Source organism: Mycolicibacter senuensis, from assembly GCF_002101885.1.
Classification (GTDB): domain Bacteria; phylum Actinomycetota; class Actinomycetes; order Mycobacteriales; family Mycobacteriaceae; genus Mycobacterium; species Mycobacterium senuense.
This window is the reverse complement of record NZ_LQPS01000030.1, coordinates 1-13421: the sequence shown is the minus strand read 5'-3', so window position 1 is coordinate 13421 and position 13421 is coordinate 1. Positions and strand designations below refer to the sequence as shown.

General features: G+C 68.2%; 9 protein-coding genes. 6 read left to right on the top strand and 3 right to left on the bottom strand.

From position 1 onward, the window contains the following. Positions 1-4: 4 nt before the first annotated feature. Positions 5-1096, bottom strand: coding sequence for a phosphotransferase (locus tag AWC24_RS07275; RefSeq protein WP_163705328.1), 1092 nt, complete (start codon positions 1094-1096; stop codon positions 5-7). Positions 1097-1133: 37 nt separating this feature from the next. Then, positions 1134-5072: an ATP-dependent RNA helicase HrpA gene (gene hrpA, locus AWC24_RS07270; protein ID WP_085083490.1), complete on the bottom strand. Its 3939-nt coding sequence runs from the start codon at positions 5070-5072 to the stop codon at positions 1134-1136. 164 nt (positions 5073-5236) lie between these two features. Here hrpA and AWC24_RS07265 point away from each other — a divergent pair, with 164 nt between their 5' ends. Together AWC24_RS07265 and AWC24_RS07260 are read left to right on the top strand one after the other, a co-directional pair. Continuing rightward, positions 5237-6313: an NAD(P)H-dependent amine dehydrogenase family protein gene (locus AWC24_RS07265; protein WP_085083488.1), complete on the top strand. Its 1077-nt coding sequence runs from the start codon at positions 5237-5239 to the stop codon at positions 6311-6313. A gap of 172 nt (positions 6314-6485) precedes the next feature. Continuing rightward, positions 6486-7328, top strand: coding sequence for an SDR family oxidoreductase (locus AWC24_RS07260; RefSeq protein ID WP_085083448.1), 843 nt, complete (start codon positions 6486-6488; stop codon positions 7326-7328). Here AWC24_RS07260 and AWC24_RS07255 read toward each other — a convergent pair. Further along, complete coding sequence (locus AWC24_RS07255) at positions 7316-7951, bottom strand: VldE C-terminal domain-containing protein (RefSeq protein ID WP_085083446.1); 636 nt, start codon at positions 7949-7951, stop codon at positions 7316-7318. The two genes, AWC24_RS07260 and AWC24_RS07255, sit on opposite strands and share 13 nt — an antisense overlap. A gap of 200 nt (positions 7952-8151) precedes the next feature. Between AWC24_RS07255 and AWC24_RS07250 the strand changes: the two genes are divergently transcribed. The 4 genes from AWC24_RS07250 (at position 8152) to AWC24_RS07235 (ending at position 13257) form a co-directional block, all read left to right on the top strand. Then, the gene (locus AWC24_RS07250; RefSeq protein WP_085083444.1) at positions 8152-8487 is read left to right on the top strand and encodes a DUF732 domain-containing protein; all 336 of its coding nucleotides are present in this window, start codon (positions 8152-8154) and stop codon (positions 8485-8487) included. Continuing rightward, positions 8487-9146: a class I SAM-dependent methyltransferase gene (locus AWC24_RS07245; RefSeq protein WP_085083441.1), complete on the top strand. Its 660-nt coding sequence runs from the start codon at positions 8487-8489 to the stop codon at positions 9144-9146. The genes AWC24_RS07250 and AWC24_RS07245 overlap by 1 nt, the downstream gene beginning before the upstream one ends. 83 nt (positions 9147-9229) lie before the next feature. Further along, the gene (locus tag AWC24_RS07240; protein ID WP_085083439.1) at positions 9230-12031 is read left to right on the top strand and encodes an aconitate hydratase; all 2802 of its coding nucleotides are present in this window, start codon (positions 9230-9232) and stop codon (positions 12029-12031) included. A gap of 152 nt (positions 12032-12183) precedes the next feature. Then, the gene (locus tag AWC24_RS07235) at positions 12184-13257 is read left to right on the top strand and encodes a tellurite resistance/C4-dicarboxylate transporter family protein (RefSeq protein WP_272937708.1); all 1074 of its coding nucleotides are present in this window, start codon (positions 12184-12186) and stop codon (positions 13255-13257) included. Positions 13258-13421 lie beyond the last annotated feature (164 nt).

The window sequence follows — 13421 nt, the reverse complement described above, 5'->3', positions numbered from 1 at the left end:
TTCGCTAGCCGTCCAGCAGTTCCTCGGTGCCCAGATCGCTGATCTGGGCGCACGCCCGGCGAATCATCGTCAGGAACATCTCGTCGCCCCGCTCGGTACGTTCGACCAGCATCGCGGCCGGTGCCAGGAAGAATACCGCGTAGGACGCCTGACGTCGGTAGTCGTTCCAGCACTGCGTCCAGTCGTAGCCGGACACTCCCGCGGCGGTCAGCGCGTCGAAGTAGGAGCGGACCAGTTCCTGCTCGTGAGCCGCCCGGAGTTGCGGATCCAATGCGGTGCCGAGCAGGAACGCCACATCGATCAACCCATTGCCCCGGTCGACGGTCTGCCAGTCGACCACCGCCACCGGCACCTCGCCGCCCTTGGCGTCGAAGAGCATGTTGTCAGTGCGGAAGTCGCCGTGTACGACGGTGATCGGGCCTTGCGGTTCGGCGGGTTGTTGGGCGTGGACGCTGAGTCGGCGCATCCGCCCGGTGATCTCGGGTCCCAGTTCGGTGGCGTAGCGCTCGCAGAACTGCTCGATCAGCAACGGAACGACCTCGGCGAGGATATCGGCGGTGTTTCGGCTGTGGTTGAGCCAGTCGTGGTCGTCGAACTCCGAGCTACCCCAGAACGGCGCATGCAATGCCGCCGCCTGAACCAGCGCGCAGCGGGCGTGCTCGACGGTGAATCCGCTGAGCTGGTCGACCGCGGCGACCGGCGTCATGTTCTCCAGCAGCAGCACGAACTGGCCTGTGGCGGGGTCGATGTCGCTGTAGAGGTAGCCCGGTGTCGCCACGGCGGTCCGGTCACGCAGGTTCTGGTAGAACCGCACCTCACGCTCGTAGAGCCGCTGCATGACGGCGGCCTGGCGGCTGTTGGCGTCGTCGGCCGGCAGTTTGGCCACCACACTGGCCGGCCCGCCCGAGTCGGCCCGGTCGTAGCTGAGGGTGAACACCAGCGTGTCCGCGACCTGGCCGGTGCCGATCGGCGCCGCGGTCACGGCGGTCACCGCGGCGTCGGTAAGGGCCCCGCAGTGCCGCAGCACCTGGGTGAACCATTCTGCGCTCATGTCGTGGCGGTCGACGAGCGGCGGTGGAATCGCGACGGTGCTCACAGCTAGCACCATAACGGCAGGACGGTCCCGCCACAGCTCAACCGGAGCCGCCGGCGGCATCAATCGCCCGAGAGATCCGCTGCTGACTCACCGGCCGCGGAGTACCGAGCTGTTGAGCCCACAGGCTGACACGCAGTTCTTCGATCTGCCAACCGATGTCGCGCACATCGGCGGCGGTGCGGCGAGCCGGGGGCAAGCCGGCGAGCAGTTCGGCATACGCGTCCTCCACGGCGTGTACCTGGTCCATCCGCTGCCGGTCGGCGGTGCTGCCGTGCGGCAGCTGTTCCAGGCGCCGCCGGATCGCGGCCAGATAGCGAGTGAAGTCGGCCAGTCGTGCGCGACCGGCGGCGGTGACGAAGCCGGGCGCCAACAGTCGGTGCAGCTGGTCGCGAATATCGGCGACGGCGTCGCGGTGGGCAGCCGGCGGCTGCGCGGGCACCAGCAGATCGACGTCACGGGCGACGGTGAGCAGCTTCTCGACCCGCCGCAGGATGTCCTGCGTCGTTGCCATCAGGGCCTCTCCCACCGCGGCCCGCAGCGTGGCGAACGCCTCGCGCGTCCACACCGGACCGTCCATCAGCGCCTCGACCGCCGCGTCGGTGCAGTCATCGAGCAACGCGGTCAGTGACCCGTCCGGATTGGCCTTCAATGCCAACCGGGTGCCCGGATCCAGCTGCCGTTCAATCGCTTTCACCGGCGATGCGACGCAGCAGCGCAGCAGCCTCCGGATGCCGGCCGTCATGGCCGCGGCCTGTTCGCCCGCGGTGGCAAAGACTCGTAGGTCGGTGGCGACTCCGCTGTCGACGAACGCCGGATAGCCCCGGACCACCCGCCCGCCGACCACGTGCTCAACCACCCGCGGCAGGTCCTCGAGATCGGCGGGCCAGTCGCGCAGTCCGCTGCGCTCCAGCTCACCGGCGACCACCCCGGCAACCGCGTCCCGCGCAGACGCGGCGAAGCGCTCCTGCAGGGCGCCCAGGTCCTCCCCGCGCGCCAACTCCGAGCCGTCGGCAGCTTCGATGCTGAACGTCACCCGCAGATGGGCGGGCAGCCTGGTCAGATCGAACGCCTCGACGGGCACCAGGACACCGGTTCGCCGTCGCAACTCGCGTTGCAGCGCGACCAGCAGCGAGCCGCCCTCGGGGTCGAGCGCGGGCAGCACCGCGCGGGCGGTGTCGGGGGCGGGTACGAAGTTCCGCCGCAGCTCCTTCGGCAACGAACGGATCAGCGCCGTCACCAACTCCTCGCGCAGCGCCGGCACCTGCCAGGTGAAGGCGTCACCGCCGAGCCGGGCCAGCACATCGATCGGAACATGCACCGTGACACCGTCGTCGGCGGCATCGGGCTCGAACCGGTAGCTCAGCGGCAGGCTGGCGTCAGCGGTCTGCCAGCTGTCGGGCCGGCCGGCGACAACCTCGCCATCGGCACGCAGCAGATCGTCGCGGCTCAGCGTCAACAGGTCCGGGGTCTGATGCCGTTCCTTGCGCCACCAGCCGTCGAAATGCCGGGCGGAGACGACATCGGCCGGTATCCGGGCGTCATAGAACGTGTAGATCTCGTCGTCGTCGACGATCAGATCGCGGCGGCGGGCCCGGTCCTGCAACTCGTCGAGCTCAGCCCGCAACCGCGCGTTGTCGGCCAGGAAACCGTGGCGGCTCTGCCAGTCGTACTCCACCAGCGCGTGCCGGATGAACAGCTCGCGGGCCAGCGCCGGCTCGACCCGGGCATAGCCGACCCGGCGCCGCGCCACCAACGGCAGGCCATACAGCGTCACCCGTTCGTAGGCCAGCACCTCACCGCGCTGCGCATCCCAGTGCGGTTCGCTGTAGCTGCGCTGCACCAACTCCCCCGCCACCCGCTCGATGACGTCGGGCTGGATGCGCGCCGCGGTTCGCCCGTAGAGCCGGCTGGTCTCGACCAGCTCGGCCACCACCACCCACCGCGGCGGTCGTTTGGCCAGCACCGATCCGGGCGCCAACACGAACCGGGAGTTGCGCGCCCCCAGATAGTCGCGCCCGTCCACCCGACGCATCCCCACGTGCGACAGCAACCCGGCCAGCAGCGCCGCGTGCACCCGGGCCCGGCCGGCCGGCTCGTCGACATCGACCCCGGAGTCATCCAGGCCCAGATCCCGCGCGACGCTGCGCAGCTGCCCCACCAGATCCTGCCACTCGCGGATTCGCAGATAATGCAGGAACTCGTTCCGGCACATCCTCCGGAACGCACTGCCGCTCAGCGCCTTTCGCTGCCCGGCAAGATACCGCCACAGGTTGAGGTAGGAGATGAAGTCCGACTCGTCATCGGCGAAGCGGGCGTGCTTGGCGCGGGCGGCCTCCTGCCGGTCGGTGGGCCGCTCGCGCGGGTCGGGAATCGTCAGCGCCGCCGCCACCACCAGCAGTTCGCGCACGCAGCCCTCGGCGCCGGCGGCCAGGATCATCCGGCCCAGCCGCGGGTCGACCGGCAGCCGGGCGAGCCGGCGACCCAGATCGGTGATCTGCCCGTGCATGTCGAACGCGCCGAGTTCGACCAGCAGCGCCACCCCGTCGCGGACGCTGCGCGCATCCGGCGGATCCAGGAACGGGAAGTCCGCCACCTCGCCGAGCCGCAGCGCCGCCATCTGCAGCAGCACCGCGGCGAGATTGGTGCGCAGCACCTCGGGGTCGGTGTAAGCGGGCCGGGCCTCGAAGTCGGCTTGCGAGTACAGCCGGATACACACCCCCGGGGCGGTGCGCCCACAGCGGCCGGACCGCTGGGCAGCCGACGCCTGCGAGATCGGTTCGATCGGCAGTCGCTGCACCTTCAGCCGCCTGCTGTAGCGCGAGATGCGGGCGTTGCCGGGGTCGATGACATAGCGGATGCCGGGCACGGTCAGCGACGTCTCGGCCACATTGGTCGCCAGAACCACGCGCCGGGTGATGTTCGATGCGGCCCGCCGGTTAAACACCTTCTGTTGTTCGGCGGTCGGCAGCCGGGCATACAGCGGCAACACCTCAAGGGGGTGGCCACCCGGACGCAGCCCTTTCAATGCTTCGGCGGTATCGCGGATTTCACGCTCACCGGACAAAAAGACCAGGATGTCGCCGGGCGGCTCGGCCGTCAGTTCCCCGATCGCGTCGACGATCGCCTCGATCTCGTCACGCATCTCGCTGCGCACGATCTCCTGATCGGGATCGTCGGGATCGTCGGCCGCACTCGTCGTGACCGCGACTTCCAGTGGGCGGTAACGGATCTCCACCGGATAGGTCCGGCCGGACACCTCGATGATGGGCGCGCCGCCCCCGAAGTGCGCCGCGAAGCGCTGCGGCTCGATAGTCGCCGAGGTGATGATCAGCTTCAGATCGGGCCGCCGGGGCAGCAGCTGACGCAGGTAGCCGAGCAGGAAGTCGATGTTGAGGCTGCGTTCGTGGGCCTCGTCGAGAATCACCGTGTCATAGCGCAGCAACCGCCGGTCCCGCTGGATCTCGGCGAGCAGGATGCCGTCGGTCATCAGCTTGACCAGGGTGCGGTCACTGACCCGGTCGGTGAAACGCACGCTGTAACCGACGGCGTCGCCGAGCGGCACCGACAGTTCGTCGGCGATACGCTGCCCGACCGTGCGTGCGGCGAGCCGGCGCGGCTGCGTGTGACCGATCATGCCGCGGATGCCCCGGCCGATCTCGAGGCAGATCTTGGGGAGCTGCGTCGTCTTGCCCGACCCGGTTGCCCCGGCCACCACCACCACTTGGTGCGCCCGGATCGCCTCGGCGATCTCATCACGCCGGTCGCTGACCGGCAGGTCGGGATAGCTGATCGCCGGTACGGCGGCGCGCCGTGCGGCGACGACTGCCTCGGCGGCGGCGAGCTGCTCGCCCAGCTGCCGCAGCTGCTGCGGCCGGCCATCACGCAATTGCTTGAGGCGCCTGCCGAAATGCGCGGCGTCGCGAATGGTCAGGCCGTCGAGCCGGCTGCGCAAGGCTGCTATGGAGGGCTCGGGCACTCCGCCGAGGATAGAGGTCGTGAGACCGCCGACCACCTGCCAACCGTCGGTACCGGTCAGTACCGATCCGGCGACAAAGTCGGGCCGGCCGCGCATTTGTTGACTCAAGTCAGTCAAAATGGTTACCGTCCATGATCCGGGCCCCCGAATTGAACGGACTGAGGATGCGCAGAGTAGTTCAGTTCTCCACCGGTAACGTCGGCCGTCATTCGTTGTGGGCGATCATCGGCCGGCCGGATCTGCAGTTGGTGGGCGTGCACGCCTCGAGTCCGGACAAGATCGGTCGCGATGCCGCCGAACTCTGCGGCCGCCGTGAACCCACCGGAGTGCTCGCCACCGACGACATCGATGCGCTGCTGGCGCTCGGCGCCGACTGCGTGGTGTATACGGCGCAGGCCGAGACGCGTCCGCTCGAAGCGATCGAACAGCTGACGACGTTCTTGTCCGCCGGCGTCAACGTCGTCGCCTCGTCGCTGGTCTGGATGGTCACGCCGCGCCAGGCCGACGACTGGCTGCGCGAACCGCTGGCGCAGGCCTGCAAGGCCGGCAACTCCTCCCTCTACGTCAACGGAGTGGATCCGGGGTATTCCGGCGACACCGAGGCGCTGGCGGCCATGAGCTTGGCCACTCGCATCACATCCGTGACCGTGCAAGAGGTCTTCGACTACGGCAACTACGACGATTTCGAATTCACCGGAAAGACCATGGGTTTCGGACTTCCCCGCGACAGCGACGTGACGCCGGCACTGTTCTTGCCCGGCGTGATCACCTCCATGTGGGGTGGCCCGGTGCGAAATCTGGCCCGACATCTGGGAATCGAGCTGGACGAGGTGCGGCAACGTGCCGATGCCTGGTACGCCACCGATCGCATCGAATGCGCCATGACCACGGTGGAGCCCGGGCAGCTGGCCGCCGCCCGGTTCGCCGTCGAGGGAGTGATCAACGGTGCACCGGTCATCACCATGGAACACATCACCCGCCTCACTCCGGCGTCGGCGCCCGACTGGGAGTACCCACCGGACGGCCAAATCGGAGTACACCGGGTCGTCGTCGAAGGTGAGCCGCGGGTGGAGATCAACACCGCGCTCTCGCACCCCGCCTACGACCCGACCGACGCCGGCTGTATCTCCACGGCGGCGCGCATCGTCAACGTGATCGACTGGGTCTGTGATGCTCCGGCCGGACTGATCGCCGTCGAGGACATCCCCCAGGTCGCCATGGTCAAAGGACTGATCTGGTGAGCACCGGCCCGACGCGCAACCAGGTGTCGGTCGCCGCGCTCAAGGCTCCGGCAGACAGCTGACGAACTTTACAATTCGGCACCAAACTGTCACTCTTGCGGTCGGGCGCGGGGCGGGCGAATCCGCTCGAATAAGCCCGACGGCAACGCATCGACAAGCGAGGAGTCAGCGGGTGGCAGGCAGCGAATTCTCCGGCCGCACCATGGTGGTGTCCGGCGGCAGCCGTGGTATCGGATTGGCGATCGGCCTGGGCGCCGCTCGGTTGGGCGCCAACGTGGTGCTGCTGGCCAAGACCGCCGAACCGCACCCGCGACTGCCCGGCACGGTGCACACTGCCGCGGCCGAGATCGAAGCGGCCGGCGGCAAAGCCCTGGCCGTCGTCGGAGACGTGCGTAGCGAAGACGACGTGCAGCGCGCCGTCGATGCCGCAGTGGACCGGTTCGGCGGCATCGACATCTGCGTGAACAACGCCAGCTCGATCGCCACCGAACCGACGGACAAGCTGTCCGCCAAGAAGTTCGACCTGATGCAGGACATCAACGTCCGCGGGACGTTCCTACTGACCAAGGCCTGCCTGCCGTACCTGCAGCGCTCTGCTGCACCGCACGTGTTGACGATCGCTCCCCCGATCAACATGAACCCGTACTGGCTGGGCGTGCACCCCTCCTACACGCTGTCCAAGTACGGCATGACGTTGTTGACCCTGGGCTGGGCCGCTGAATACGCCGACGCCGGCATCGCGGCCAACTGCCTGTGGCCGGAGACCTACATCGCCACCTCCGCGGTGGCCAACTCCCCCGACGGCGGCGAGCTGCTGGAGAAGGCACGCAGCCCGCAGATCATGGCGGACGCCGCCGTGGCGATCCTGCGCCGCCCGGCCGCAGCAGCCAGCGGACAGTGCTACATCGATGCCGACGTGCTGGCCGAGAACGGCGTGACGGACTTCTCGGTCTACGGCGGCGGGCCCGAGCCGCTGATGGACTTCTTCGTCGACAGGCAGCCTCAGCGCAGGTAGACCTCGCTGCCGCTGGGATATCCGCCACCGGTGGTGGTGACGTGGACATGGTCGTAGTGGCCGTAGCCGCCGCGCTGCGCCCCGCCGCCGGGCGTGTAGTACATCCCGCGCCAGATGGCGTCCTGCAGGCCGAACCGGTCGGCATTCTCCATCACGTAGGCCACGATCGCGTCGCCCAGCGCGATGCCGTCGGCGCTGCCGGGGTTGGGGATCATGACATCGAGCGCCAGTCCGTTGGGGTGCCAGCGCAAGGCGTCGGCGCGCACACCACCGATCTGATGGATCTGCGGAAAGGCGTCGCTGATACTGCGGGCAGCCAGGATCGTCTTGACCTGAAGGCCCCGTTCGGAGGCGACCCCGGTCGGCAGAAAGCGCGACACCATCCGCATTCGAGACGCCGCGGCAACGCCCTCCGGACTGCCCTGCCGCAGGTAATCGGCGGGAGCCGCAACCAACTGCAATCCGCCCGGTGAATCGTCCACAGCAACCACCGGAACGGCTTCTTTCGCGACCGTAGGATTGGCGCTGCCTCCCACAGCAAAGAACACTGCTGCTGGTGCGATGAGCGCGGCCATCAAAACCGATGACCGTTGGCGCTTGCTGGCTAACTCGTGTCGGCCCACGGAAGGACACAATACGAGAAACTCGGCTAATAGTCACAATTTTATAAACCTCATAAATTCCTTATGTCTTACTCGTCACACCGGAATGGCGTTTCCCGCTCCCCCGCTTTCGCCATTCACCCAGGTGGGCGGGGGGTGGCCGAGCGCACCGGCGACCGCAAAGGAAGCCCACCTAACCAGCTGGGTCTACACTGCAACTCATGAAGTCGACGATCCTCGCCGCGGCGGTCCTGGGCTTGGCGGTGGCGCTCGCGGCACCGGCGCAGGCCGACCCGGACATTGATTTCGCCAAGGAACTGCACACCTACGGCATCTACGGCCCCCGGGACTACAACGCGTGGCTGGGCAAGATCGTCTGCGAGCGCCTCGACAAGGGCGTGGACGGCGACGCCGCCAAGTCGGTCCGATTCATCACCCCGAACCTGCAGAAGGGCACCACCCAGCCGCAGGTCTGGCAGTTCCTGGGCGCCGCCATCCACACCTACTGCCCGGACAAGCTCCCGGTGCTGGAGCAGGCCGCCGCGCGGCACGGCTGATGAACGTCAGCCGGCTCTGGCAGAACAGGCTCTTCGCCCGGACCGTGGGCGCGGCCTATGCCAGCGCGATCGAGCGCCCCGCGGCGGCCCGAGTCTTCGGCCGGGTGCTCTTCGGCACCGACGTCGACCGCATCTACCAGGCCATGGACGTCGTCGCGGAGCTGCCTGACGGCTCGGCCGTCCTCGATGTGCCCTGCGGTGGCGGCATCACCGTCGCCCGCCTGGTTCCCGGTAGGCGCGTGCGCTACGTGGCGATGGACATCTCGGCGGGCATGCTCGACCACGCCCGCCGGCGGCTGCGCCCCGAGCAGCGTGACACCGTCGAGTTCGTCGAGGCGAGCATCGAAGCGATCCCGTTCGCCGACGACGAGTTCGACCTGTGCGTGAGCTTCAACGGGCTGCACTGTCTGCCCGACCCGGCCGCCGCCATCCGCGAGATCGCCCGTTGCCTCAAGCCGGGCGGCCGGCTGGTCGGCGATTTCGCCACCCGCGGACAGGTGCGCCGCGCCGACGCCTACATGGTGCTGATGCGGGCCAGCGGCACCTTCGGGCCCGGCGGCACGCTGGACGACGCCCGCCGGTGGTTCACCGAAGCCGGCCTCACGGTCGACGAGCTCGAATGTTCCGGCGCGATCACCCATTTCGCCGTCCACAACTAGCAGAGCCGATTTCCTGCTGGCCGCGCCGCTGATGCGGACTAAGGTCGATGGTATCCCGATTCGCCCAGCGAGAGGGGCCCACCATGGCCGCGCAGACCATCCTCGACAGCTTCGGAACCAAAGACCAGCTGACCGTCGACGACACCAACTATCAGATTCGGCGCCTCGATCGCATCGACGGCTCGGCGCGATTGCCCTACAGCCTCAAGGTGCTGCTGGAGGATCTGCTGCGCAACGAGGACGGCCGGCTGGTGACAGCTGATCAGGTCAGTGCGCTGGCCGCCTGGGACCCGAAGGCCGAGCACGGCCGGGAAATCTCCTACACCCCGGCCCGAGTGCTGATGCAGGACTTCACCGGGGTGCCCTGCGTCGTCGACCTGGTGGCGATGCGCGACGCGATCGCGGAACTGGGCGGCGACACCAAACGCATCAACCCGCTGTGCCCGACGGAGCTGGTGATCGACCATTCGGTGATCGCCGACGTCTTCGGTCGCACCGACGCCTTCGCGATCAACGCCGAACTGGAGTTCGAGCGCAACTCCGAGCGCTACCAGCTGCTGCGCTGGGGACAGCAGGCATTCGACGACTTCTCGGTGGTGCCGCCCGACACCGGCATCTGCCACCAGGTCAACCTGGAATACCTGGCCCGGGTGGTGTTCACCCGCGACAGCGACGAAGGCCCGCAGGCCTACCCGGACACGCTGGTCGGCACCGACTCGCACACCCCGATGGTCAACGGTCTCGGGGTGCTGGGCTGGGGCGTCGGCGGCATCGAAGCCGAGGCCGCCATGCTGGGGCAACCGATGAGCATGCTGATCCCCCAGGTGGTGGGGCTCAAACTCACCGGTGAGCTGCAGCCCGGCACCACCGCAACCGACCTGGTGCTCACCGTCGCCGAACTGCTGCGGCGCACCGGCGTGGTGGGTAAGTTCGTCGAGTTCTTCGGGCCGGGCGTGGCCAATGTCCCGCTGGCCAACCGGGCGACGATCGGCAACATGAGCCCGGAGTACGGGGCCACCTGCGCGATCTTCCCGATCGACAACGTCACCTGCGACTACCTGCGGCTGACCGGCCGGTCCGAACATCGGATCAAACTGGTGGAGGCCTACGCCAAAGAGCAGGGCATGTGGCATGACCCCGGGCACGAACCGGAGTACTCGCAGATCCTCGAGCTGGACCTGAGCAGCGTCGAGCCGTCCATCGCCGGCCCCAAACGCCCGCAGGACCGGATCCCGCTGCGGTTGGCCCCGCAGACGGTGTGCGCGCTGCTCGGCGGCGTCGAAACGACGGAGCAGGCGCTTTCGGACCTCGACGAGGCGTCCGCCGACTCCTTCCCCGCCAGCGACCCGATCGCCTTCGGCAACACCAGCAGCCCCAAAGGTAAGCCGCGCGCGCCGCACAACGAGTGCGTGGAGGACGGCTGGCCGTCGGTCAGCGTGGCCGTCGAGCTAGCCGACGGCACCCAGACCGACGTCGGCAACGGCGATGTGGTGATCGCCGCCATCACCTCCTGCACCAACACCTCCAACCCGTCGGTGATGGTCGGCGCGGCACTGCTGGCGCGCAACGCCGTCGACAAGGGCCTGTCGCGCAAGCCGTGGGTGAAGACCACCCTGGCGCCCGGGTCCCGGGTGGTCACCGACTACTACGAGCGGTCCGGCCTGACCCCGTATCTGGACAAGCTCGGTTTCAACCTGGTCGGCTACGGCTGCACCACCTGCATCGGCAACTCCGGTCCGCTCATCCCCGAGGTGAGCAAGGCCGTCGTCGACAACGACATGACGGTGTGTTCGGTGCTGTCGGGCAACCGCAACTTCGAAGGCCGCATCCACCCCGAGGTGCGGATGAACTTCCTGGCCTCCCCGCCGCTGGTGGTCGCCTATGCGCTGGCCGGCACGCTGCGGATCAACCTGCTCTCCGACCCGATCGGGACCGGTAGCGACGGCGAGCCGGTGTATCTGCGGGACATCTGGCCCACCACCGAGGAGATCGCCGCCGTGGTGGACGACAACCTGCAGGCCGAGATGTTCACCGCCAGCTACGCCGACGTCTTCACCGGCGACGACCGCTGGCGGGCGCTGGAGGTGCCGGCCGGCGACACGTTCTCCTGGGACCCCGACTCCACCTATGTGCGCCAGCCGCCGTATTTCGACGGCATGACGCGCGAACCGGCGGCACTCGCCGACGTCGCCGGCGCCCGGGTGCTGGCCAAACTGGGCGACTCGGTCACCACCGACCACATCAGCCCGGCCGGCTCGATCCGGTATGACTCGCCCGCTGGAAAATACCTGTCCGAGCACGGCATTGAGCGCAAGGACTTCAACTCCTACGGGTCCCGGCGCGGCAACCACGAGGTGATGATCCGCGGCACCTTCGCCAACGTCCGGCTGCGCAACCAGTTGGCGCCGGACACCGAGGGCGGCTTCACCCGCGACTTCACCCAACCGGACGCTCCGGTCAGCACCATCTACGACGCGTCGGTCAACTACCTCGACGCCGGTGTCCCGTTGGTGATCCTGGCCGGCAAGGAGTACGGATCGGGCTCCTCCCGCGACTGGGCCGCCAAGGGCACCGTGCTGCTCGGGGTGCGAGCGGTGCTGGCGGTCTCCTACGAACGCATCCACCGCTCCAACCTGATCGGGATGGGGGTGCTGCCGCTGCAGTTCCCCGAGGGCGCCGACGCCGACTCGCTCGGCCTGACCGGTGAAGAGAGCTTCGACATCACCGGCGTGACCGCCCTGGGCGACGCCATCCCCGACACCGTGCACGTGAAGGCCGGATCGGTGGAGTTCGACGCCAAGGTGCGCATCGACACCCCCGGCGAGGCCGACTACTACCGGCACGGCGGAATCATGCAGTACGTGCTGCGCCAGCTGCTCGACTGAACCCGGGGAACATCGCCGCGCGATCTACTTCCGGTCGGGTTGGCGGCAGCGTAGAGATCGGTGTCGATTGTCCCTAACCCACCATCTCGGAACGTGACCCGGTGGTATACCCAGACACGCTCTTGAAACGCGATGAAAGGGGCTCGAACCGGGTGGGCGCAACGACGACAGGGCCGGTGATCGGCGCCCGGGAAGCGGTGCGAACCCTCAACCCTGGCTACTTCGCACTGGTGATGGCCAGTGGCATGGTGTCGATGGCGATGTACCACCAGGACGCCTACTGGTTGTCGGTCCCGCTGCTGTGGGTGACGGTGGCGTCCTATCTGGTCCTGGTGACGGTGTCGGCGGCGCGGCTCATCGCCTTTCGGCACGAATTCCGGGCCGACCTGTCCGACTCCGGTCGTGCGTTCGGGTTGTTCACCTTCGTGTCGGCGACCAACGTGCTGGGGGCCCGACTCGTCATCGACGAGCATGTCCACGTCGCGGTCGGCCTGCTGCTGGTCAGCACGCTGGCCTGGCTGGTGCTCGGCTATCTGATTCCGTGGACCGCCGTGCTAGGCACCTCGGAGCGGCCGGTGGTGCGGCGCGCCAACGGCACCTGGTTCATCTGGGTGGTGGCCAGCCAGTCCGTCGCGGTGCTGGCCGCGGTCCTCGAGGTGGAGATCGATGAGCCGTGGCGCCAGAGCCTGGCGCTGCTGGCGGTGGTCTCCTGGTCGATCGGAGTGTTCCTCTACGGCGCCGCCGGAATCTTCGTCGCCCTGCGCCTGCTGCTCTATCCGCTGCGGCCCCGCGATCTCATCCCGCAGTACTGGGTGGCGATGGGCGCGGCCGCGATCACCGTGCTGGCGGGCGCACGGATCGTCGAGATGGCCGAGGCGCCGATGGTCACCGCCACCCGCGGGCTCATCGCCGGAACGTCGGTGATGTTCTGGGCTTTCGGCACCTGGCTGATCCCGCCGTTGATCGCCGCCGGGGTGTGGCGGCATGTGGTGCACGGTATTTCACTGCGCTACGAGGCCACGTGGTGGAGCGTGATCTTCCCGCTGAGCATGTACGGGGTGGGCAGCCACTATCTGGGGCAGGCCGACCATCTGCCGATCGTCTACTACATCGGCTCGGTGCAGAGTTGGATCGCGCTGGCCGCTTGGGCGATCACGTTCGTCGTGATGCTGCATCACCTGTTCCGAACTCTGCTCGTGGCTGACAGCACCGCAGCGGTGCGCTAGAAGGGCGGTGGGTCGTTGCAGGCTGCGAGCGCGCGTCGTTTCGCGGCTTCGGCGGCTTGGGCGGCTTGGGTGGCGATGCGGGCCTGATTGTGGTTGCGTTCCAGCCAGATCCGGTAGGCCCGATCCTGTGCTCTGGTGCGCGTGCGGGTCGGCATCATCAGCCC